The sequence below is a fragment of the Candidatus Delongbacteria bacterium genome (assembly GCA_041675285.1).
In the GTDB taxonomy this organism is placed as follows: domain Bacteria; phylum CAIWAD01; class CAIWAD01; order CAIWAD01; family CAIWAD01; genus CAIWAD01.
Map to the genome: position 1 here is coordinate 46,314 of JBAYTZ010000004.1, position 22,998 is coordinate 69,311.

Here is a 22,998-nt window from a genome sequence, read left to right on the forward strand (position 1 = left end):
AGGCGTATCATTCTTGGACCACGGTTTGTTCCGTCACTTCATACAACAAGGACTCAAGGGCCGAGGCACACCAGGTGTCCAGGACTTGGCGCATCAACTGACTGCGCTCCACCGCGCTGCCCGGCTTTTCCCGATGTCCGTGAGTTACCGGGAAGGTGCTCCAGCGGCGCTTTCCCTGCTGCTCGCGGCTGAGCAGGGCTTGGACGGGAGGGCCCGGCTGGTCCACCTGGTGCAGCCACAGGCGGGCTTCCAGACGACTGCCCGAACGTGTTCCGGCCAGAAGCGGCGGCCAGTACACGCCGGAACGCAGGGCCGGTTCAAAACTGAGTACCCGTCCCTGCAGGACGATGTCCGCCTGCAAGGCGCGCCCAATCTCATTCAACCGCTGCTCGCTGACCATGCGCTCCGGGTCCAGATGCTGGGTAAGCAGCATCCGGCGCACTTCCTCCGCGGGGATGATCTGGAAGCTGGAATCCGCCTCGATGGCCTGTCGGAGGCCTTCGCTGAGCGCCGAGGCGACGGGCGCGCCACCGGTGTCCTCCACCGGGAGCAGGGCGACCCGCAGTGACAGGAAGGGCAGGCGGCCGGCTTCGGTCAGCAGGGCGGGCGCGCCGGGTTCCAACGTGAAGGAGGGGACCCGGTTCTTTTCCTCCAACTGGCGCTGCAGGAAGTCGCGCAAGTGCCGGTGTTGCAAGCGAATCAGCTGGGGCGGTTGATGCTGCCAGCGCAGCCCGGCGTACAAACCGAAACGATCCAAATCGTACATCACCCGTTCTTCGGCGCCCACGCGAAGTTGGAACCCGAAGGGCAACCGAACCCCGGCCCCGGCACTGAACTGATAACGGGCTTCCTTGCTGGCGGTGGACATCTCCTGGGCCAGCTCGCTCTCCACAAAGACCCAGCGCTTGAACAGGTGGTAACGCATGGACGCGCCCCAGAGCAGCTGCGAATTCTCCAGGTGGTTGTCGGTCCTGAGGCCGCCGTTCAGGGACAGCCACAGCGGGGATTGTTCCGTTGGACTGTCGCCAAACTCAAGCTGGACAAGGGATTCCGATTGAGTCCGTCCGGCTGTGAAACTGTCAAAACCGGCCAGTTCTCTTCTGAACCCACTGGGAAAAATCAGGGCCTGGCGCACTCCCAGCTGTAGGAAGGGCCACGCGGGCAGAGGGTGGCGGTAGCTCAAGGCCGCCAGCAAGTCCCCTTGGCCGCTCTTGCTCAGCCCGCGCTGTTCCTCCATCAGGAAGGGATAGCTGAACTCAAAGCTCAGCCGATCACTGATGCCCACCTCAAGTTTCAGGGCGCTTTCCATCCGGGTGGTGTCCGCCTGAATGGAGAACTGCTTGCCTTGGGCTTCCAGGACCAAGCGCCCCTTGCGGGTTTCCTCCAGGAACAATGGCGCATCGCCCAAGCGATAGCGGGCGGCCAGAGGTGGGGCGACACAGAGCGCCAACAACAGGAATGCGGAACGACGCATGGCTCTCCAGCTGGACTCAGGGATTTCGTGCCGGAAGGCTTGGAGCAAAGCCCATGCCGGACACGCCGATCCACTGAAATTCGGTGACCGGAAGGAAAATTATTGACAGGCAATGAGATGCGCTCGATGTTCCGGCCACCGCAGGGGCTCCTCTGTTGATGGGGCTGGGGCAAAAGTTCCTCATGGGCAAGAGTTTCCGCTTGTTGCACCCCTGCGAGGGCAGTATTTTCAGACCCGTTTCCAAGCGCGCGCACATCGTTGGCCCTGGGAGTTCAGATGATTCGTTGCCTCACGTTCTTGCTGCTGTTGGCGACCACCACGTGGGCCCAGTTGGGTCAGGTGTTCTATGCCGGCGAGCTGGATTTCCATTACAGCCAGTTGTTCGGGGAATTCAACGGCGACTTCAGCGTGGAAGGCGCCATCGACACCGCGCAGTGGATTCCGGCGCTGGACCAGGGCCTGGGCGGCGCGATATTCGCCACGGATTCCACGGCGGCCCAGCAGCTGCTGACCTTGGCCGTGCAGCAGGATGTGGCCGAGGACACGACCTGGAACGTCTTCGGACTTTTGTACCGCAGCCCAGGAACGGTGGGCGAAGGCAATGTGTCCAACCCAACGTCCACGGTGAACCTCTTCTTCCTGTGGCATCTGGACAGCTTGTCCCTGCCGGATTTCAGCGACAGCCTGGATTTTGAAGAAGTGCTGGGCGCGTTGTCCGCGGAATACAAACTGGTGGGCACGGCCACAGCCTTGAACATCGCCACCCTGGATGCCACCAGTTTGGAATACAGCTTTAGCGGGATCCTGATCGACATCGAGAACGGGGGCATGCCCATCCTGGTGACCGGCGGCACGGCCCAATTGCAGAGCTTCGACGTGGATGTGGCGGATCCACCCTTCACCCGACCTGCCACCTTCCTGCGCGTGAGCCCCAATCCCTTCAATCCCAGCACTCGGCTGACCTTCCAACTGGCCGCGCCGGGCACCGTCACCCTGCGAGTTCACGATCTGACCGGGCGGCTGGTGGACCAGCGGCCGCTGGGTTGGCTGACCAGCGGGACCCACGAAGTGTCGTGGCACGCGTCCACCACCGGTGGCACAGCTTCGGGCGTATACCTGCTGCGCTTGTGGCAGAATGGGGTTCTGCAGGCACAGGAACGGGCCCTCCTGCTCAAGTAGCCCGGGCCGCAGCCGGACGGTTCCATGCAGGCGCCCCCCCCCCCGCGGTGTCGTCCTTCGCGGTTATCGATTGCGCCGCAACCCCAGATCAACACTCGCCCAATTCCCTTGCCACAGCTTTGCCTTCGCGGTGCTGGCACCATTCTTGCCGGTTGTCAGCGATGTAGTCCGGAACGACCAACCTCATTTGCAGCAATAGCAGGAGTTCCATTTCGATGAGAGCATGGCTCTTCACTATCGTTCTATTCTTGGCTGGGTCACTGAGCGCACAAACCGCGGTCGGCCAGAAGAACTTGTTTAGAATCGAACACGCGACGCCGGAAATCCTGCAACTGGTTCAGCAGACCGGGGTGGACATCTCCATGGTCCGGGGTCTGGGCTCGGCGCGCGCCTGGCAGCCCAACGGCATGCCCGAGATCGAGCTCTGGTTGTCCAGCTCAGAGCTGAACCGCCTACGTGACATGGGCTTGAATCCCATCTCCATTCCGGATCCGACCCGTGAAATGTGGCTGCACCAGCAGGGGTTGCCGGAACGGGAGCGGGATTACCACAACTACCCGGCGTTGACGTCCCTGCTGCAGGCCTACGCGGCGGACTTTCCGGAGATCTGCCGCCTGTATTCCATCGGGCAAACCGTTCAGGGTCGCGAGCTGTGGGTGCTGAAAATCACCGACAATCCCGACCTGAACGAGGACGAACCGGAATTCAAGTACATCTCCACCATGCACGGCAACGAGCCGCTGGGCACGGAGATGCTGCTCAATCTCATCGACGACTTGTTGGTGGAGTACGGCACGGACACGCGCCTGACTGACCTGGTGAACGGCATGGAGATCCACATCCTGCCCATGATGAACCCGGACGGAAACACGGCCAACACGCGGACCAACGCCAACGGTGTGGATCTGAACCGCAGTTTCCCCGACCCCTACGACAGCCCGAGCAACACGCCCATCGGGCGGCAGCCGGAAACGGCGGCCGTGATGATCTGGACGCAGGCCAAGGACTTCGACCTCTCGGCCAACTTCCACACCGGCGCGCTCCTGATCAACTATCCCTTCGACAACAACGCGTCGGGCAGTTCGGTCTATACTGCCTCGCCGGATGACGATCTGTTCATCCAGGTGTCGGAAGCCTACTCGTCCCACAACCTGCCCATGTGGAACGGCGACTTTTTCCATGGCATCACCAACGGCGCAGACTGGTATGCCATGTCCGGTGGCATGCAGGACTGGAACTACGTCTACGAAGGTGGCATGGAAGTCACCATCGAGCTGAGCGACACGTATATGCCGGATGCCTCCCAGCTACCGACCTACTGGAACAACAACCGCGAGTCCTTGCTCAGTTACATGGAATGGGCCCTGCGTGGCATTCGTGGCATCACCACCAGTTCTGCCACCGGCTTGCCCTTGAGCGGCGTGGAAGTGCGGGTGACCAACCGGGATTTTGCCACTTGGTCCGCGGCGGAAATCGGTGACTACCACAGAATTCTGCCGGCCGGAGCCTACAACTTGAGCTTCAGCAAGCCGGGCTACCAGACGCAGACCTTCAATCTGGTTTCCGTGGGAACCGGAGCCGCCACCGTGCTGAACGTGGCCTTGCAGCCGTTGGTGGCAGCGCCGGACTTCGCGCTGGGCACCATCGCCGTGCAGGATGGCGGCAACGGCCGGCTGGATCCCGGTGAAACGGCCACGCTGGTGCTTGAGCTGCAGAACGGGGGCACCACTTCCGCCACTGCGTTGCAGGCCAGTCTGGAATCGGGCAGCCCCTGGGTGAACGTGGAGACGGGGACTCAGACCCTGGGCAACCTGCTGCCCGAGCACAGCGTCAGCGCCAGCTTCCAGGTGAGCGTCGACGCTGACGCGCCCATCGGCAGCACGTTGGACTTCAACCTGATCGCCAGCTCAACAGAGCGGACGGAAACCCTGCCCTTTGGCCTGAGTGTCGGGCTGATCGTGGAGGATTTCGAAAGCGGGAATCTGGCTTACTGGCCCTGGGTGCTGTCCGGCACCGCGGACTGGGCCGTCAGCAACGGAGCCTTCGAAGGCGACTGGTGCGCCCGTTCGGGCGTGGTGGGCAACAACCAGACCAGCCGGATGGCCCTGACCCAGACCTTCCTTAGTTCGGGGACCGTGCAGTTCATGGCCCGGGTCTCGACCGAAGCCAATTACGATTTCCTGAAAGTCTATGTGGACGGAGTGACGCAGCTCAGTCTTTCCGGGAGCGTCGGGTGGACGAGTTACAGCCTGTCCGTCAGCGCCGGAGCCCACACCCTGTTGTTCTCCTATGAAAAGGATGGCAGCGAAGTGGGCGGTGAAGACGCCGTGTTCGTGGACTTCCTCCAACTGCCGCCGGTGGCGCCCACTCCGCGCCCGGACTGGACGCTGAGCCCGCCGGAACTCGTCGCGACCCTCAGCCCCGGGGCGGAGACGGTGGAGCACGTGCTGATTCAGAACAACGGCGGCGCGGAGCTGAACTGGGCTGCCAGCCTCAGCCTGGACGACCCGGCCCGGGCGCGGAGCCAGCCCGAATTGAAACTGAGCAAGGATGAGTTCGACCCACGCTCAGAAGAGAGCGGACGCAACGCCGGCGGGCCGGACGCTTTCGGCTACACCTGGGTGGACAGCCGGCAGGCGGGCGGTCCGGCCTTTGCCTGGGTGGAGATCAACACCCTGGGCACGGCCCTGACCGGCGCCGACGACGCGAACTACGGTCCCCTGGCGCTGGGCTTTGAAATGCCTTTCTATGGGACACGCTACTCATCGGTACGAGTCTGCACCAATGGGTTCCTGAGCTTCACCAGCACCGAAACCGCCTACAGCAATGTGGCGATGCCCGGCAGCGCCGTCCCCAACAACCTGATCGCACCCTTCTGGGACGACCTCAATCCGGCGGCGGGCGGCACCATCTATTATTGGGATGACCCGGCTGCGGACCGCTTCATCGTGGAGTACCGCAACGTGCGGCACTATTCCGGCACCACCACGGAGACCTTCCAGGTCATCTTGTTGGGGGACGGGACGATCACCCTGCAATACCAGACCGTGGCCACGGCCAACAACTGCAGCGTGGGCATCGAGAACCTGACGGGGACGGACGGCCTGGGCCTGAACTACAACACCGCCGGCTTCTTGGTGAGCGGCCTGGCCATCCGCTTCACGGCTCCTGTGTTGACCGAACCCTGGGCCGTGTTGTCTCCCCTCACCGGCAGCGTGGCCGCCGGTTCTTCCACCCAGCTGAATGTCGCGCTGTCGGCGGCAGATCTTGCCGATGGTACGTACACGGGGACGATCTCGTTGACCTCCAACGATCCCGATACCCCGGCGGTCAACGTGCCGCTGACACTGATCGTCTCCTCCCAGGTGGATCCGGTGGAGAACCTGCAGATCAGTGTCGCGGAAGGTCAGGCGGTGTTGGACTGGAGTGCGGTGCCCAATGCCCTGGGCTATCGGATCTACCGTTCCGCCACCGGCTACTCGGGCTGGAGCCTGGTGGGCGAAGTGGGCACGCCCGGCTGGACGACCAGTCAGCTGGGGGATGAGCGGGCGTTTTTCCGGGTCAGCGCCGTCCGGTAGGAGACGCGACCGGCCGATGGATCAAAAGGTAATCCTGCGGAACGCCGCAGGTGGAAGTTGAACCCAAAGCAGAGGTTCCACATGCGCTTCAAGCAATACGTGAGCCTGGCCGCGCTGGCCGTGCTGGGCCTGAGTGCCCGCTCGGCCTGGGCGGCGACTCATCCCCTGCAATCCGAGGATCGGTTGCAGGTCGTCCAGCAGAACAGCCAGGGTCTGGACCTGGCCCTGAGCTTCGGTCAACTGGAGAGTTTCGAGGTGGCCACCCCCCGGGGCAGCTACACGGAGCTGCAACTGGGCGGTTGCACGCACACGCAGGCGGTGGGCGCGCCCAAGCTGCCGCTGCTCCGGCGGATCATCCAGGTGCCGCTGGGGGCCCAGCCCCAGGTGTGGCTGACGGAGGGCGAGGCGGAGACCTTCCAGCTGAGCGAGCTGGGAATCAACAGCCCCCTGCTGCCGGCCCAGGCTTCCGTGTCCAAGTCCCAGGATCCCGCCGCGCTGCCCTTCGTGGTGGATGAGGCCAGCTACTTGCGCAGCACGCTGTCCGCCAGCCCGGAACTGCGGGTGGAGGAGCTGGGCATCCTGCGCGGCGCCCGGCTGTTTGCCGTGGAAGTGATGCCGGTGCAATGGGATCCGGCCAATGGCCTGTTGCGCGTCCACAACGACTTGCAGCTCCACGTGAGCTTCCCCGGCGCCGACTGGGCGGCCACGCGCGAGCTGCAGGCCCGCACGCGCTCGCCCTACTTCGAGTCCATCTATAGCGGCCAGATTCTCAACTACGAGGCGGCGGCCGACCGGGACATGATCACCGAGTATCCGATCAAGTACGTCATCGTGGCCCATCCCATGTTCACGGCCCAGCTGCAGCCCTTCATCGAATGGAAACGGCAGAAGGGCTTCGAGGTGATCGTCGGCTACATCGGCGACGCCAACGTGGGCAGCACGACCGCCAGCATCAAGACCTGGCTGCAGGGCTTGTACAACGCGGGCACGCCGGCCAGCCCCGCGCCCTCCTTCATTCTCTATGTGGGCGACGACAACCTGGTCCCGGCCTGGACCGGCGGCGCCGGCAGCCACGTCACCGACCTGAACTACGCGCTCTACACCGCCGGGGACTACATCCCGGAAGTGTTGTACGGCCGGTTCAGCGCGCGGGACACCAGCCAGCTGCAGCCGCAGATCGACAAGACGCTGGAGTATGAGAAGTACCTGATGCCCGATCCCAGCTACCTGGGACGTTGCGTGATGATCGCCGGGGCGGACGCCACCTACGGCCCGACCCACGGCAACGGGCAGATCAACTACGGCACCATCCAATACTTCAATGCCGCCCACGGCATCACTTCGGACACCTACCTCTATCCGGCCTCGGCCAACAGCGACGCGCAGGTCATCGCCAACGCCTCCGCCGGGCGCGGCTACATCAACTACACGGCCCACGGTAGCCAGACCAGCTGGGCGGATCCCAGCTTCGGCATCACCGACGTCAACGGATTGGCCAACAACCACAAGTACGGCACGGTGGTGGGCAACTGCTGCCTGACCAACAGCTTCCAGGTGGAGACCTGCTTCGGCGAAGCCTGGCTGCGGGCGGCCAACAAGGGCGCCATCGGTTACATCGGCGGCAGCAACAACACCTACTGGAACGAGGACTACTGGTGGGGCGTGGGCGCCGGACCCATCGTGGCCGCCGGACCGACCTACGAGCAGACCGGTTTGGGCGCCTATGACGGCGTCTTCCACGACCACGGCGAAGCCTTCGCCGAGTGGCACACCACCCAGGGCGCCATGAATCTGTGCGGCAACCTGGCGGTGGTGGAGGGTGGCTCCAGCATGACCCAGTACTATTGGGAGATCTACCATCTGATGGGCGATCCCTCCTTAAGCACCTGGATGAGCGTGCCGACGGCCAACGCGGTCACTCTGCCCAACGCGATTTTCCTGGGCCAGACCAGCGTCACGCTGAGCGCCCAGCCCTATTCCTACGTCGGACTGAGCATGGACGGCGTGCTGGCTGCTTCCGGACTGGTGCCGGCCTCGGGCACGCTGGTGCTGACCCTGGCTCCCTTCACCACGGCGGGCGACGCGGACCTGGTGATCACGCACCAGCAGCGGCAGCCCCTGATCACCACCATCCCGGTGGTTCCCAACAGCGGTCCTTACGTGACCCTCGCCGCCTACTCGCCCACCACGGGCGTCCAGGGCAGCACGGTGGCGGTGAATGCCACCCTTGAAAACATCGGCACCCTGGCGGCGGCCGGCGTGACGGGCACCTTGAGCCTGACCCATCCCCAGGTGACCCTGACCGACGCGAGCCAGAACTTCGGCACCATCGCGGCAGGCGCCACGGCCACCCAGAACGGCGCCTTCGCCTTCAACCTGGCGGCCGGGATCGCCGACCAGACGCCCCTGCACTTCACCCTGACGGTGAGCGGCACGGCGGCCGACACCTGGATCTCCTACCTGGACGTGACGGCCCAGGCGCCGGCCCTGGCCTCGGGCAACCTGGTGCTGGACGACGCCGCGGGCAACAACAACGGGCGGCTGGATCCGGGCGAGACCGTCTGGCTGCGCTATCCCATCCTCAACAACGGCCATGCCGCCTGCGCGGCGGGCACGGCCAGCCTCAGCACGGGCAGCCCCTACATCACGGTGCTGACCGGCAGCGAGGCGCTGGCGGCCATTCCCGCCGGCGGCAGCGCCACGGCGGACTTCCAGCTGCTGGTGGCGGCCGACGCGCCCATCGGCACGGTGGCCAGCTTCAACCTGGCCCACACGGCGGGCGCCTATTCCGTCGCGCTGAACGCGGGCTTCTCCATCGGCCTGGTGGTCGAAGACTTCGAAACCGGCAACCTGGCGCGCTTCAATTGGGAAGCGGGCGGAACCGCCGGCTGGAGCGTGGTGACCGCCCCCCACACCGGCAGCTACGCGGCCAAGTCGGGCACCATCACCCACAACCAGGAATCCCAGCTCAACCTGACGGCCAACGTGCTGTCCGGCGGCACCCTGAGCTTCTGGTACAAGGTGAGTTCCGAAGCCAGCTACGACTACCTGCGCTTCAAGGTGGACGGCACGGAACTGGCCTCCTGGGCCGGCACCGTGGACTGGACCCAGGCGAGCTACACCATCACGCCGGGCAACCACACCTTCAGCTGGGTCTACTCCAAGGACGGCAGCGTCGACACGGGCAGCGACTGCGCCTGGCTGGACGACATCATCCTGCCCTCCATCGCCGCGCCGGCCATGCCCAGTCTGGTGCTGGCCCCGGCCGCCGTCTCCACCGTTGTGGAGCCGGGCGGCATCGGCACGGAGTACCTGAGCCTGCTGAATCAGGGCCAGGCCAACCTGACCTGGAGCGCGACCCTGACCACCGTCGGCCGGCAGTCCAGCCTGCCCTTCCTGAAGCTGGGCAAGGACGAAGCGGATCCCCGCACGGGCAGCATGGACCGCGCCGCGGGCGGGCCGGACACCTTCGGCTACAGCTGGAAGGACTCCAACGAGGCCGGCGGGCCGGTCTACTCCTGGGTGGACATCAGCGGCACGGGCACCAACACGGGCACGGGCGACGACTCCAACACCGGCCCCTACAATCTGGGCTTCACGTTCAATTACTACGGCACGGACTACACGGCGGTGCGGGTTTGCACCAACGGCTGGCTGAGCTTCACCACCACCACCACGGCCTACACCAACCAGGGCCTGCCCAACACGGCCGAGCCCAACAACCTGCTGGCCGTGTTCTGGGACGACCTGAACGTGACCACCGCGGGCATGCTGAAGTATTACGCCGACACGGCCAACGGCCGCTTCATCGTGCAGTGGACGGCCGTGCCGCGCTACAGCAACGCCGCGGCGCTGGAGACCTTCCAGGTGATCCTGTACGCCGACGGGCGGATCGTCTACCAGTATCAGACGGTGAGCGACGTGGCGTCGGTGAGCGTGGGCATGGAGAATGCCACGGGTACGGACGGCCTGCAGGTGGTGGCCGACGCCGCCTACCTGACCAACAACCTGGCCATCGAGTTCTCCGCGCAGACGCCCTGGGTGGTCATGTACCCGCTGAGCGGAACGGTGACTCCGGGCGGCCAGACGCAGCTGACGGCGGACTTCAACGCGCTGGAACTCAGCGAAGGGCTCTACGAAGCCACGTTGACCCTGACCAGCAACGATCCGGACCACGCCACGGTGGTGGTGCCGGTCTCCATGCTGGTGGGCAGCCTGGCGCTGGCCACGCCGGTGATCCAGATGAGCAGCCCCACGGCCTGCACCACGCAGATCACGTGGCCGGCCGTTCCCAATGCCACGGCTTACAAGATCTGGGAGAGCAACGGGCTGGATCAGCCCTGGACCCTGCTGGCGACCACGCCCTACACCTTCTATGACCTGTCCTGCATCGTGACCGGCACCGCCAAACTCTATCGCGTGAGTGCGGTGAACTGACCCGGTCTCCCAGCGACAACTAACAGCGGCCGGCTACCCTGGGGGAGTCGGCCGCTTGCTTGAGCGGCCCGGAGCCCGGTCTGCTTGCCGGCTTGTGGCGGGGCTGCGGATGTGGCTCCTTGTGGCGGTCACTCAGGATGGAACGAGGAGGTTGCCACATGTCGCACAGCGGGTTTTCATTGGCCTGCCGGGGATTGCTGCTGCTGGCCTGGGCGCTGGTCGCCCTGGCCGGAAGTCCCACTCCCCCGGCGGAACTGGTGGGCGAGTGGCACCGGGTGGTGGAGTTCCAGGGCGGGCTGCGCGATCTGCAGCAGCAGGCCGGGCCAGGTCATGAGCGCGTGGAGTGCTGGTTGCGCATCCTGCCGGACGGCCGAGTGGATGGCTCGCTGGGCGGGGCGCAGCTGACGGAGGGCCGGCTGGCGGCCAATCGCGGCTGGCTGGGGCGACTGTTGCACGCCAAGACGGATTGGGTGGTCAAGGACGGCCGATTGAGCGGCGCCATCCTGCCCGGCGATTCGGCAGGCACGCGCCAGGTCCGCATTCCCTTCAACGTGCAGGATGGGAGTTTCGAGCCGGGCGCCGTGCTGCTGGTCCTGGCAGCGCCGGATCCGCTGCCGCTCTGCGCATTGGACGGCATGCGCCGGGTGGACTGAGTTGGTTCAACCCACCGACTGGGTGGACTCCAGCAGATCCTGATACATGCCGGTGGCGCAGTCCGGGCAGAGGCCGTGGCTGAGTAGCAGGCCGTGGCTCTCCAGCAGGTAGTTCTCCAGCGGCGCCCAGCGGTTGGCGTCCTCTCGCACTTTTCGGCAACAGGAGCAGATGGGCAGCGGCACCTCGTCCCCGTCATCGCCGAGGCCCGTCAGATTGGGCAGATTCTCCCCTTCCGTCAACAGACCGCGCCAGCCGCTGTGCTGCTCCTGCAGCCGCGCCGCGGCTTGGGCGCGCTGGCCGGCCATCTCGCGGTCGTGATGCAAGCGGTGCTGTTCCAGGGCCCGCTCCTGCCAGGCAAGTGCCTCCGCCCACTCGCCGCGGGCAGCCAGCAGGCGGCCCAACTGTTCACAGCAGTCCACCGCCGCCAGATGCAGGTTGCGGCGCCGGGCGATTTCCACGGCCGCGCGCAACACCTCCTCCGCCCGGGCGACCTCGCCCACCTGGGCCTCGCAGCGACCCAGGATCTGCAGGACTTCCAGCCGGGCCTCCTCCGGCGCCTCCTCCCCCAGACTGAGGGTGGCTTCCCGGGCCAGCAGCACGGCCATGGTGCCCGAGCCGCGGCGCAGCGCCACGTTGGCCTGCAGCGCTTGGCAGAACGCCACCAGGCTGGAGGACCCCGTCTCCTGCAATCCGCGGAAGGCCTCCCGGCAGACCCGTTCGGCCTCGTCCAGTCGCTCCGCGCGCTCCAGCGAGCGGGCCATGTTGAGCCGGCAATGCGCCTCTTCGCGCGCGCCGAACCCGAGTTCGCGACCCAGTTGCAGGGTCTCCTGGCAGGTCTCTACGGCGTCGTCGTAGCGTTCCAGCCGATGGAGGACCACGGCCAGATTGTGCAGCAGGCCCAGCAGCTGCTCGTCACGCCGCGCCGCGCCCAGGCGCCGGCCGGCCTGGAATTGCTCCAGCGCCAGTTCGTAGTGGCCTTGCAGCAGGTGGATCAACCCCAGTTGCCCGCGGATGCCGGCCTCGGCCCCATTGTCGCGGTGCAGGCGGCAGATGTCCAGGGAGCGTTGGAACCACTGGCGGGCCTGGCCGAACTCCCGCTCCTGAAGCAGGCAGACGCCGATGACCGTGCTGGCTTCGCGCAGCGCGCCGGGATGGCCCTCGCGTTGGGCGGCCTGGAGCAGGGCTTGGGCCACGGGCAGGACGCAGTCCGCGGTCTGACCTTGGAGCGCAGCCAACTCCGCCGCCAACTGGTGGGTGGTCTTCATGGGGGGGGCTTTCCTACTCTCGTTTAACGGAATGGCGGAAGTTCACGTAGCGGCCCAAGAATTCCAATTCGCCCTGCCGGAGGGCAGGAAAGCCCGGCCACGGCTTTGGGCGACGGGGCCTCCTTCCTATCTTGCACTGTCGTTCCGTTAACATCCCCAAAGGGACAACCCATCATGAGCATCAGTCTGCTGGCACAAAGCATCTCCGAGTCTCCGACTCTGGTCATGAATGAGAAGGCCCGGCTCCTGAAGGAGGCCGGCCAACCCGTGATCCACCTGGGCTCCGGCGAGCCCCAGAGCAAGACGCCCGTGGACGCCATCCGGATGGCGGCCGCCCAATTGGTCAGCGCCGACGTGCGCTACACGCCCACCGACGGCACGCCGGCCTTGAAGAAGGCCATCCTGCGCTACACCGAGGAGAATTACGGCAAGGTGCTGGGGCCGGAAAACGTGGTGGTGAGCGCCGGGGCCAAGCAGTCCCTGGCGGGCATCCTCACCTGCATCCTCAACCCGCAGGACGAGGTGATCATCCTCTCGCCCTACTGGGTGAGCTACCCGGAACTGGTGAAGCTGTTCTACGCCAAGCCCATCATCGTCAAGCCCGAGGACGGGCGCTTCCATCCGCGGATGGAGGACATCAAGGCCAACGTGACCAGCTACACCAAGGCCATCATCATCAACAGCCCCAACAATCCCAGCGGCGCGGTCTACAGCGAGGATTTCACCCGCGAGATCGTCGAGTTCTGCGAGAAGAAGGGCATCTACCTGATCACCGACGACATCTACCACAAGCTGGTCTTCGACGGCGCCCGCTGGTACCCGGCCACGCGCTACCAGAAGTGCGACTTCGACGAGGGCAAGCTGATCGTGGTCAACGGCGTCTCCAAGCTCTACGGCATGACGGGCTTCCGCATCGGCTGGACCCTGGCGCCCAAGAAGCTGCAGGAGGCCATCGTGCGCGTGCAGGCCCAGACGGCCAGCTGCGCCCCGGCGCTCTCCCAGGCCGGCGCGGTGGGCGCGCTCAACGGGCTGCAGAGTTCCATCGAAAACCTGCGCCTCTCGCTGCAAAACAACGCGCTGGTGATGAAGAAGGAGCTCAACGCCTTCAACGGCGTCTTCCTGCGCGAACCCCAGGGCACCTTCTACTGCCTGGCGGATTTCAGCGCCTTTGAGAAGGATAGCGTCAAGCTGGCCAACCTGTTGCTGGAGAAGGTGATGGTGGTGACCGTGCCCGGCGTGAGCTTCGGCGCGGAAGGGCACCTGCGCCTGTCCACCTGCGGCACGGTGAAACAGATCATGGAGGGCGTGGCGCGCATGAAGTGGGCGCTGGATCCGGAGTCGCCCAACGAGATCTTCATCGGCGACCGCAAGCTCGTGCGCAACTGGAACTAGGCCGGCAAAGGGGACATATCCATGCTCAACTACCTCAACATCAAGAGCCCGGCCGCCGGCATCGCCAAGGAACTGAAGAGCGATTACGGCCTGGTCAACCACGGCTTCTCGAATTTCGGCAACGTCTACTGGAACCTGAGCGAGCCCGCGCTCTACGAGGAGATCCTCTTCCGCCGCGAGGGGCAGATCAGCAACCAGGGCCCCATCGTCGTCAACACCGGCAAGCACACGGCCCGCGCCGCCAACGACAAGTTCGTGGTGATGGAAGACGCCGTGCAGGAAGAAGTCTGGTGGGGCCAGTACAACCGGCCCTTCGGCAGCATCAAATTCGCCGAGGTGCTGAACCGCCTGCAGGCCTTCCTGCAGGAGCGCGACCTGTTCGTCCAGGACTGCTGGGGTGGCGCCGACCCGCGCTACCGCCTGCCCGTGCGCATCATCACCGAGTACGCCTGGCACAGCCTGTTCGCGCGCAACATGTTTATCCCGCTGGCCGGCGCGGACGAGTACCGGCGCCACGTGCCGGACTTCACCATCGTCAGCATCCCGAGCTTCAAGGCCGTGCCCGAGCTGGACGGCACGCGCAGCGACACCTTCATCCTGCTCTCCTTCGAGCACAAGATGGCCATCATCGGCGGGACGGGCTACGGCGGCGAGATCAAGAAGAGCGTGTTCACCGTGCTCAACTACCTGCTGCCGCGCCAGGGCGTGATGACCATGCACTGCTCGGCCAACGTGGGCAAGCAGGGCGACGTGGCGATCTTCTTCGGCCTCTCGGGCACGGGCAAGACCACGCTCTCCGCGGATCCGCGCCGCCAGCTCATCGGCGACGACGAGCACGGCTGGAGCGACGAGGGCGTCTTCAACTTCGAGAACGGCTGCTACGCCAAGGTGATCAACCTCTCGGCGGAGGCGGAGCCCGAGATCTACGCCTGCACGAAGAAGTTCGGCACCATCCTCGAGAACGTGATCCACGATCCCATCACCCGGCGCCTGGACCTGGACGACGACAACCGCACGGAGAACACGCGGGCCAGCTATCCGCTCTCCTTCATCGACAACGCGGTGCCGGAGAAGATGGCCGGCCATCCCACCAACATCATCATGCTCACCTGCGACGCCAGCGGCGTGATGCCGCCCATCGCGCGGCTCACGCCCGAGCAGGCCATGTATCACTTCATCAGCGGCTACACGGCCAAGGTCTCCGGCACGGAGCTGGACATGGGCAAGGAGCCGGAGATCACCTTCAGCGCCTGCTTCGGCGCGCCCTTCATGGTGCACAAGCCCGCCTACTACGCCGAGCTGCTCAAGCGCAAGATCCTGCGCCACGGCGTGCAGTGCTGGCTGGTGAACACGGGCTGGGTGGGCGGGCCCTACGGCGTGGGCAAGCGCATCAGCATCCGTCACACGCGCAACCTGCTGGATGCGGCGCTGGACGGCGAGCTAATGAAAGTGAAGTACCGCGTGGATCCGCTCTTCGGCTTCGAGGTTCCGCTGACCTGCCCCAACGTGCCGGAGGACGTGCTGGTGCCCGAGGAGCGCTGGCCGGACAAGGCCTCCTACAAACTGAAGTACAAGCAGTTGGGTGGCTTGTTCGTGGAGAACTTCCGCAAGTTCGCCGACGAGTGCCCGCCGGAAGTGGTGGCCGCCGGTCCGAACCTCAACAACTACTGATCCAAATCATCCACATCCATGACGAGAGCGGCCCGCGTGAGCGGGCCGCTTTTTGTGCGGGCCTCAGGCCGCCCGCAGGAGGAATTCCACCTTGATGGCGTCGTAGGGAAAGACGATGCGCCCATCCGCCACGCGCTGCAGGATGCCTGCCTCCAGCAGGGCCTTGACGTCGCCATGCACGGCTTTGACGTCCCGTCCCAGGCGCCGGGCGGCCTCGCGGATGGGGAGCGGACCGGCACCGCAGAGCTGCTTGATCAGCTCCCAGCGCTTGGCACTTAGCACCGCCCACAGTAGTTCGGGCGTGGCGAAAGAGATGCGGGCCTCCCGCTCGCCCCTGCCCGTGGCCATGGCCTTGGCGCTGCGTGCCAGCACCTCCGCCAGGGGCACGACCTCAAGCACGACCGTGTTCATGGTTCCACCTTTCCACATCGGCAAGAAAATCCGCCAGCAGGCGTTCGGGCGTGGTGAAGCTATAGGCTGCCTCAGTCCGCCCTTCGTGACGGTGATCGCCCTTGCCGCGCTCGTTGTCGTAGCGCAGGACACACACTTCCTCCACCACCAGTGCCAACCGGTACTTCAACGGGTGGGCGCATGGAGGCAAGGGCTCAGGCAGGCGCCAGACGACGATTTCCACAAAGGAATTGACGCTCGTCACAACGCGACGCTGGAGCAGCAGCTTGGCCTTCATGTTGGAGTAAATACCAACACTGGGGGGCCATGTCAATGGAAAATCCGACTCCTGGTACGCAGGCTGCAAGCGTCTTCCTCCTCATGCCCACTGGTGGAAAGGTGTCGCTTGCGCTCTTGCGAACAGAGGATGGGCGCCGGGGAACAGCGAGGGTCCAGACGCACTGTCTCCGTTCCGGGACAGTCGAGGGGATGACCGGATCCTGGGCAGTCTCTGTCCAATTCAGACCACTCACCAAGAACTTGTCCGTGTGGACGCCCAGGCGGCTGTGGGTGTAGGGCTGCCGGCGTTTGGTCCGGGCTGGAAGCTACCGCACCGCCGCACGGTCTTCTCCACATCCATGACGAGAGCGGCCCGCGTGAGCGGGCCGCTTCCATTGTGACTTGTGACGTGTTGGTGCGGCATCTCGGCCAGAGCTTCCGGCCGTCAGTTGCCCCCGCAGACATGCACGGCGCGATAGAAGCGGCGGCCCGCCGCCAGTGCGTTCTCATCCGTGAAGGACATGGCCTCGCCGGGCTGGACGCTGAGCAGGGTGCCTGGCGTGTAGGCCTCGGCCGAGGCCCAGATCTGCACCAATCCCTGCACCGGCGGCCAGCCAAGCCGTGCCGATCCCCCATCCATCTCCAGGGTGAGCGGGATGCCATCGCAAGCGGTGGAGTACTCCACGCAGAGGTTGAGTTCGTCGAAGAAGTCGTAGCCGCTGGACCACCAGTTGTCCCAGGTCGCCCCGTCGGAGAAGGAGCTGAAGCCTTCGTAGCCGCCCACGCCGCCCGCGTAGAAGCTGAGCTGTTGGCCCGGCATCAACGGTTCGTACTCGAGTTTGACCCAGAAGCCCTCGCCAGGCTGGACGTCGAAGCCCAGCGAGCTGATGTCGAACTCCGCCCAACCCTGGGGCAGCCAATCAGTGCCAAACCACAGCGTGCCCATCTCGAGCCACGGTCCGCCGGGCGTGCCATACCAGCCCTCCACGTCGGGGCGGCACAGCGTCAGTTTCAGCCAACCAGCCTGGTTGCCCCAATTCTGGCTGTTGATGTTGAGCAGCACGCGCGCCACCCAGCCCGCCTGCTCCGGCAGAAAGAACTGATAGTAGGCCTGCGCCTGTCCCAGGGGATCCGGCAGGGTCAGGACCTGTTGCGTGCTCATGTGGTGGCAGCTGGTACTCGCCGCCGGGTAGCAGGTGCCGCTTTCCAGGTAAAAGTCGTAGCTGTTCCCGTCCCAGTTGTAGGCGTCCACCACCACGTAGTAGGTGCCGGCGGGGAATGTGCCGGAGATGATCTCATCGCTACCCACCAGCCAGGGCTGAGCCAGGCAGCTGTCGGGATCGCAGGCGCTGAGCAGCATCAGGTCCAGTTGGTCGCTGGTGGAGGAACTGAGGCGCAGCGTGAGCAACCCGCCGGGGTGGGTCATTTCGTAGACGCTCTCCGGACCGGTCTCGCCGCCGAAGAGATACTCGCCCCACACGTTGCCAATGGGCGAGCTGTCGCTGGTGCCGTGCTGGGTGTCGTTGCAGGCGAGCGGCTGCGTGAAGAAACAGGGGCTTTCCGCGGGGCAATTTGAGGTGAGGGTGAAGGTGTAGGGATTGCCGTCCCAGTTGTAGGCGTCCACCACCACGTAATAGGTACCGGCGGGGACCTCGACGGAAATGGTCTCCCAACTGCCCAGCCACCAGGGCTGGGCCACGCAGGCGGTCTCGCCGCAGGCATTGAGCAGGATCAGGTCCAACTGGTCGGAATCCGTGCTTCTCAGCTGCAGGGTGAGCAGTCCACCGATATGCTCCAGCTGGTAGATGACCTCGGGTCCCGTGTCCCCCCAGTTCAGGTAGCTCTCCCACACGTTGCCGTTCTGGGATTCGACCGAGCCGCCGTTGATGGCCCAATTACAGCCGAAGGGCAAGGCGTTGTCGCAAAGCACGCGGTTGTCGCGCGCTGCCTGGGACGGGTTGGCAAGGTGCGGGTCGCTGTTCAACAGGACCTGGTGTCGCAGAAGCTCGTGCCTCGAACCGCTGTCGGAGGGAGTCGTCGGCACGGCCTGGGAGATGGTGGCGAACGCGCTCAGCATCGCAAGCAGGGAGATCAGGTGGCGCATGGAACCTCTGGGACAGAATTTTTTGGTGGGGCCGTGGCAAGATGCAAGCCAAGAGCGCCTCGATTCTGGATGAAATCAAGGGTCTCGAAATTCATTGACGGTCTTGATGTTCCTTCGCGGCGCGCCCACTGGAAGGGCGAGCCAGACCCTTCGCCTGGGTAATCAGGGTGTTGATGCCGACGGATTCCGGACACATTTCCACGGCTTGGGGTCGAGCGTCGCCGTTGACTGGGGCGCTGGTGGGTTTGAGGTTCAGGCTCGCGCACCTTTCGCCGGGCGGGCAGGCGGAGCGCACGACGTGCTGGCGGAAGAACAGGTCACGCGAGACCGTCCTTCATCCCAGGCCTCGTGCCAGACACCGCTGGCCGGGCAACCGCCGAACCGCTTGCGCACCGTACCTTGGACCGTGAGGGAATGCTCGCGGGACCGACCGCGTCTGAGCCCTGTTGTCCGAGTCGAATGCAAAGGACCCTCGAATGTTCAAGCGCCTGCTGATTGGCCTGGTGGCCCTGGCTGTTGTGGCGGCCGGACTGTTCTACTGGCTGGGATCGCGAAAGAAGCAGGAGGAGTCCGGCTGGCGGATGGTGGACGTGGTCAAAGCCGACATCACCGCCACCGTGGGCGCCACCGGCACCCTGGGGGCCACGCGCACCGTGGAAGTGGGCACCCAGGTTTCCGGGCAGATCGTCGAGCTGCTGGCGGACTTCAACGACCATGTGAAAAAGGGCCAGCTCATCGCACGGCTGGACGACACCATGCTGCAGCAGGCGGCCGTCCAGGCTGAGGCGGAGCTGCAGCGGGCGAGCTCTGACCTGGACTACAAGCAATATCTGCTGGAACAGTCCGAGTCCCTGGCCAGGAGCGGCAGTCTCTCGGACACGGATCTGCGCTCCGCCCGGCTGGCGCTCTCCCAGGCCAAGGCCGCGCTCAGCAGCGCGGGGGCTGGCCTGGACCGGGCCCGGCGCAACCTCGAGTACACCAAGATCACGGCGCCGGTTTCGGGCATCATCATCGACCGCAAGGTGGACGTGGGCCAGACCGTGGCCGCCAGCCTCTCCGCGCCCCAGCTCTTCCTCATCGCCGAGGACCTGACGCGCATGCAGATCCTGACCTCGGTGGACGAGAGCGACATCGGCCGCATCCAGCTGCAGCAGCCCGCCGAGTTCACCGTGCAGGCCTGGGCGGACAAGAAGTTCAAGGGCCAGGTCAGCCAGATCCGCCTGCAGCCCACCTCGACGGAGAACGTGGTCAACTACACGGTGGTGGTGGACGTGGAGAACGCCGACCTGCAGCTCATGCCGGGCATGACGGCCACGGTGGACTTCATCGTGGACAAGGCCAGCCAGGTGCTGGCTGTGCCCAACGCGGCGCTGCGCTTCAAGCCCAGCGAGGAGCTGCTGGCCGAGCTGCGGGCCGCCCGCCAGAAAGCCCGGGCGGAGAAGGGCGCGGATTCCGCCGCCACGACGCAGCAGGATTCCGGCAGCGGCGTGACACGGAAGCGCAGCGTCTCGGCCGCGGGCGGGGATCCCCATGGGGCGGCGAGCATCGCCGGATCGCGCTCCACCACCGCGCGCAAACCGGGCGCCGCCGTGCTCTGGGTGCTGGGCGAGAATCAGAAACCGCGCCCGCTGCGCATCACCACGGGCCTCAGCGACGGGCAGCAGACGCAAGTGACCGGTGAGGGCCTGTCGGAGGGTCTCCAGGTGATCGCCGGCCAGATCAGCGGCGAGGCGGGATCCGGCGCCGCGAAGAGTCCCTTCCAGACCACCCAGTCCGGCGGCATGTCCGGTCCGCCGCGCGGAGGCATGTAACGATGGCGGATTCCCGGGCGGTCATCCGGATCGAGGAATTGACGCGGACCTACTCCGAGGGCGACACGGCCGTGCACGCCCTGCGCCACGTGGACTTGAGCGTGAACCCGGGCGAAATGCTGGCCATCATGGGCGCCTCGGGCTCGGGCAAGTCCACGCTGATGAACCTGCTGGGCTGCCTGGATCGCCCCAGCAGCGGCCGCTACTGGCTGGACGGGTTGCGTGTGGACGAGATGAACCGCCGCCAGCTGGCGGACATCCGCAACACGCGGATCGGCTTCGTCTTCCAGGGCTTCAATCTGCTGGCCCGCACCAGCGCGCTGGACAACGTGGAACTGCCTCTGCTCTACGACCGGCGCGGACCCAAGGTGGACCGCGTCAAGCTGGCCCGGACGGCGCTGGAGCGCGTGGGCCTGGCCGACCGCATGCAGCACCAACCCAGCGAACTCTCCGGCGGGCAGCAGCAGCGCGTGGCCATCGCCCGGGCGCTGGTGATGCAGCCGGCCCTGCTGTTGGCCGACGAGCCCACGGGCAACCTGGACACGCGCACCAGCCTGGAGGTGATGGCGCTGTTCCAGGAACTCAACCAGGCGGGCATGACCATCCTGCTGGTGACCCACGAGCACGACATCGCCGAGTGCGCCGGGCGGCTGGTGGAGCTGCGGGACGGCCGGATTCTGCGCGATCAGCCGGTGGAGGCGCGGCGCGACGCCGTGGCCGAACTGCGGGCCCTGCCCGCGGGAGTGGAGGAATGAACACCTGGGTGCTGATCCGCATCGCCCTTAAAAGCATTCGCAAGAACAAGACACGCACGCTGCTGACCATGCTGGGGATCATCATCGGCGTGGCCGCTGTGATCGTGATGGTGGCGCTGGGGCAGGGCGCGAAGGAGCAGATCCGCTCGCGCATCGACAGCCTGGGCTCCAACCTGGTGGTGATCACGCCGGGCGCCAGCCGGAGCGGCGGGGTCAGCCAGGGCGCGGGCAGCATGAACCGGCTGACCTTGACGGACGCCGAGGCCCTGGCGCGCGAGAGCATGTGGCTGAGTTCCGTCTCGCCGCTGATCGTCGCGCCGGCCCACGCAGTGGGTGGCTCGGGCAATTGGCGCGTGGGCGTTTCCGGCGTCTCGGCGGACTACGCGGCCATTCGCAACTGGGACGTGAGTTCGGGCCGGCTCTTCGACGAGACGGAAGTGCGGGCCATGCGCAAGGTCTGCGTGCTGGGCAAGACCGTCGTGGACAACCTGTTCGCCGAGCAGGATCCCGTGGGCCAGCAGATCATCCTGCGCGACGTGCCCTTCGAGATCATCGGCGTGCTGGAACCCAAGGGCCAGACGGCGGAAGGCCGCGACCAGGACGACACCATCCTGGCGCCCTACACCACGGTGAAGACGCGCCTGGCGGGCCGGCAGTTCATCCCGATGATCCTGGGCGCCACGGACAACAAGGCCGACGTGCCCGCCGCGCTGACGGAAGCCAAGGCCATCCTGCGCGAGACCCACGGCCTGGCCAGCTACGACGACGACGACTTCACCGTGCGCGACCAGAACGAACTGGCGGAGACGGCCGAGGGCGCCACGGAAGTAATGACCCTGCTGCTGGCGGCCATCGCGGGCGTCTCGCTGCTGGTGGGCGGCATCGGCATCATGAACATCATGCTGGTGAGCGTCACGGAGCGCACGCGGGAGATCGGCATTCGCATGGCCGTGGGGGCGCGGGGCGGCGACGTGCTGCTGCAGTTCCTGATCGAGGCCATCGTGATGAGCCTGTTCGGCGGCCTGATCGGCGTGGCCGCGGGCTACGGCGGCTCGGCGCTGCTGGAAAAGTTCACGGGCTGGGAGACGGTGATCACGCCCCAGCTGGTGGCCATCAGCCTGGGCTTCTCCGCGGCGGTGGGCATTTTCTTCGGCTTCTACCCGGCGCGCAAGGCGGCGGCGCTGGATCCCATCCAGGCGCTGCGCTACGAATAGGCGGATGCGGGAGCGCTGCGGGCGACGTAGGCTTTCCAAGTGAACCGCATGTTGGATCCGCGAGACAAAGCGACCAGCTGGTGTCAGGCATGATGCCAGACACCAGCTTTGACTCCACCTCCCAGGGGAAGGCAAGCGGGTGATCAAGGCGATCTTCTGGGACAACGACGGTGTCCTGGTGGACACGGAACGACTCTACTTCCAGGCCACCCGGGAGGTGCTGGGCCAGGCAGGCATTGAACTCACCCCGGCGCAGTACCTGGAGTGGTTCATGGTGCAGGGAACCGGCGCGTGGCACCTGGCGGCGGAACGGGGCTTCCCGCCAGCGGCCATCGACCGGATGCGCCAGGAGCGCAACGCGCGTTACAGCGACTTGCTGGGCCGGGAGCCGCTGGTCATCCCCGGCGTCCGCGAGGTGCTGGAGGCCTTGCACGGCTCCTACACCATGGGGATTGTCACCAGCTCCGAGCGGGAGCACTTCGAGATCATCCACCGCTCGTCCGGTCTCCTGCCTTACTTCCAGTTCGTGTTGACTAACGGCGACTACACCCACAGCAAACCCCATCCCGAACCCTACCTCCTGGCCGTGGAGCGCAGTGGATTCCGCAAGGCGGAGTGCCTGGTCGTTGAAGACACGGAACGCGGGCTCACAGCGGCGCTGGCCGCCGGCCTGGCCTGCGTCGTGGTGCCCACGGACCTGACCCGTCGCTGCGCGTTTGCCGGAGCCCGGCACGTGCTGGAGAGCATCACGGAACTGCCTACGGTGCTGTGACCTGCAGGGGGCCCGGGCCCCCC

The 22,998-nt window shown here is 65.6% G+C and carries 15 protein-coding genes; 10 read left to right on the forward strand and 5 right to left on the reverse strand.

Annotation, left to right across the window (positions count from 1 at the left end; genetic code table 11):
* Positions 1-7 precede the first annotated feature (7 nt).
* Complete coding sequence (locus WC326_05220; protein MFA7330459.1) at positions 8-1,522, reverse strand: hypothetical protein; 1,515 nt, start codon at positions 1,520-1,522, stop codon at positions 8-10.
* A gap of 228 nt (positions 1,523-1,750) precedes the next feature.
* Between WC326_05220 and WC326_05225 the strand changes: the two genes are divergently transcribed.
* The 4 genes from WC326_05225 to WC326_05240 all read left to right on the forward strand — a co-directional run bounded on the left by WC326_05225 (position 1,751) and on the right by WC326_05240 (position 11,321).
* Positions 1,751-2,653 carry a T9SS type A sorting domain-containing protein gene (locus WC326_05225; protein ID MFA7330460.1) on the forward strand — a complete coding sequence of 301 codons (903 nt, stop codon included), beginning with the start codon at positions 1,751-1,753 and terminating at the stop codon, positions 2,651-2,653.
* A gap of 293 nt (positions 2,654-2,946) precedes the next feature.
* A complete protein-coding gene (locus WC326_05230; protein MFA7330461.1) occupies positions 2,947-6,231 on the forward strand; it encodes a M14 family zinc carboxypeptidase in 3,285 nt (1,094 codons plus the stop codon).
* Positions 6,232-6,312: 81 nt separating this feature from the next.
* A complete protein-coding gene (locus tag WC326_05235) occupies positions 6,313-10,668 on the forward strand; it encodes a C25 family cysteine peptidase (GenBank protein ID MFA7330462.1) in 4,356 nt (1,451 codons plus the stop codon).
* Between the two features lie 158 nt (positions 10,669-10,826).
* Positions 10,827-11,321, forward strand: a complete 495-nt coding sequence (locus WC326_05240; GenBank protein ID MFA7330463.1) for a hypothetical protein — start codon at positions 10,827-10,829, stop codon at positions 11,319-11,321.
* A 6-nt stretch (positions 11,322-11,327) separates the two neighbouring features.
* On the opposite strand, the gene WC326_05245 is transcribed toward WC326_05240, so the two are convergent.
* On the reverse strand, positions 11,328-12,587 hold the full coding sequence (locus WC326_05245; GenBank protein MFA7330464.1) for a tetratricopeptide repeat protein: 1,260 nt from the start codon (positions 12,585-12,587) through the stop codon (positions 11,328-11,330).
* A 174-nt stretch (positions 12,588-12,761) separates the two neighbouring features.
* On the opposite strand from WC326_05245, the gene WC326_05250 reads away from it, so the two are divergent.
* Both WC326_05250 and pckA read left to right on the forward strand, forming a co-directional pair.
* Positions 12,762-13,979 (forward strand): aminotransferase class I/II-fold pyridoxal phosphate-dependent enzyme, encoded by a 1,218-nt coding sequence (locus tag WC326_05250; GenBank protein MFA7330465.1) that lies wholly within the window; start codon positions 12,762-12,764, stop codon positions 13,977-13,979.
* Positions 13,980-14,000: 21 nt separating this feature from the next.
* Positions 14,001-15,650: a phosphoenolpyruvate carboxykinase (ATP) gene (gene pckA / locus WC326_05255; protein ID MFA7330466.1), complete on the forward strand. Its 1,650-nt coding sequence runs from the start codon at positions 14,001-14,003 to the stop codon at positions 15,648-15,650.
* Positions 15,651-15,713: 63 nt separating this feature from the next.
* Here the strand turns inward: pckA and WC326_05260 are convergent, their stop codons facing one another.
* The 3 genes from WC326_05260 to WC326_05270 form a co-directional block, all read right to left on the reverse strand.
* The gene (locus tag WC326_05260; GenBank protein MFA7330467.1) at positions 15,714-16,061 is read right to left on the reverse strand and encodes a DNA-binding protein; all 348 of its coding nucleotides are present in this window, start codon (positions 16,059-16,061) and stop codon (positions 15,714-15,716) included.
* Positions 16,042-16,338 carry a DUF6516 family protein gene (locus WC326_05265; protein MFA7330468.1) on the reverse strand — a complete coding sequence of 99 codons (297 nt, stop codon included), beginning with the start codon at positions 16,336-16,338 and terminating at the stop codon, positions 16,042-16,044. Before WC326_05265 ends, WC326_05260 begins: the two co-directional genes overlap by 20 nt.
* 426 nt (positions 16,339-16,764) lie before the next feature.
* Positions 16,765-18,423 (reverse strand): PPC domain-containing protein, encoded by a 1,659-nt coding sequence (locus WC326_05270; GenBank protein ID MFA7330469.1) that lies wholly within the window; start codon positions 18,421-18,423, stop codon positions 16,765-16,767.
* 476 nt (positions 18,424-18,899) lie between these two features.
* Here WC326_05270 and WC326_05275 point away from each other — a divergent pair, with 476 nt between their 5' ends.
* The 4 genes from WC326_05275 to WC326_05290 all read left to right on the forward strand — a co-directional run bounded on the left by WC326_05275 (position 18,900) and on the right by WC326_05290 (position 22,975).
* On the forward strand, positions 18,900-20,234 hold the full coding sequence (locus tag WC326_05275; GenBank protein ID MFA7330470.1) for an efflux RND transporter periplasmic adaptor subunit: 1,335 nt from the start codon (positions 18,900-18,902) through the stop codon (positions 20,232-20,234).
* 2 nt (positions 20,235-20,236) lie between these two features.
* A complete protein-coding gene (locus tag WC326_05280; GenBank protein MFA7330471.1) occupies positions 20,237-20,989 on the forward strand; it encodes an ABC transporter ATP-binding protein in 753 nt (250 codons plus the stop codon).
* Positions 20,986-22,203, forward strand: a complete 1,218-nt coding sequence (locus WC326_05285) for an ABC transporter permease (protein MFA7330472.1) — start codon at positions 20,986-20,988, stop codon at positions 22,201-22,203. The genes WC326_05280 and WC326_05285 overlap by 4 nt, the downstream gene beginning before the upstream one ends.
* Before the next feature lie 139 nt (positions 22,204-22,342).
* Positions 22,343-22,975 (forward strand): HAD family phosphatase, encoded by a 633-nt coding sequence (locus tag WC326_05290; GenBank protein ID MFA7330473.1) that lies wholly within the window; start codon positions 22,343-22,345, stop codon positions 22,973-22,975.
* Positions 22,976-22,998 lie beyond the last annotated feature (23 nt).

Excerpts from the sequence above, each read along its gene's own strand:
- WC326_05260 (MFA7330467.1), bottom strand. The coding sequence starts at position 16,061 with ATGAACACGGTCGTGCTTGAGGTCGTGCCCCTGGCGGAGGTGCTGGCA.
- WC326_05270 (MFA7330469.1), bottom strand. The coding sequence starts at position 18,423 with ATGCGCCACCTGATCTCCCTGCTTGCGATGCTGAGCGCGTTCGCCACC.
- WC326_05250 (MFA7330465.1), top strand. The coding sequence starts at position 12,762 with ATGAGCATCAGTCTGCTGGCACAAAGCATCTCCGAGTCTCCGACTCTG.
- WC326_05245 (MFA7330464.1), bottom strand. The coding sequence starts at position 12,587 with ATGAAGACCACCCACCAGTTGGCGGCGGAGTTGGCTGCGCTCCAAGGT.
- pckA (MFA7330466.1), top strand. The coding sequence starts at position 14,001 with ATGCTCAACTACCTCAACATCAAGAGCCCGGCCGCCGGCATCGCCAAG.
- WC326_05280 (MFA7330471.1), top strand. The coding sequence starts at position 20,237 with ATGGCGGATTCCCGGGCGGTCATCCGGATCGAGGAATTGACGCGGACC.
- WC326_05225 (MFA7330460.1), top strand. The coding sequence starts at position 1,751 with ATGATTCGTTGCCTCACGTTCTTGCTGCTGTTGGCGACCACCACGTGG.
- WC326_05235 (MFA7330462.1), top strand. The coding sequence starts at position 6,313 with ATGCGCTTCAAGCAATACGTGAGCCTGGCCGCGCTGGCCGTGCTGGGC.
- WC326_05265 (MFA7330468.1), bottom strand. The coding sequence starts at position 16,338 with ATGAAGGCCAAGCTGCTGCTCCAGCGTCGCGTTGTGACGAGCGTCAAT.
- WC326_05240 (MFA7330463.1), top strand. The coding sequence starts at position 10,827 with ATGTCGCACAGCGGGTTTTCATTGGCCTGCCGGGGATTGCTGCTGCTG.
- WC326_05285 (MFA7330472.1), top strand. The coding sequence starts at position 20,986 with ATGAACACCTGGGTGCTGATCCGCATCGCCCTTAAAAGCATTCGCAAG.
- WC326_05275 (MFA7330470.1), top strand. The coding sequence starts at position 18,900 with ATGTTCAAGCGCCTGCTGATTGGCCTGGTGGCCCTGGCTGTTGTGGCG.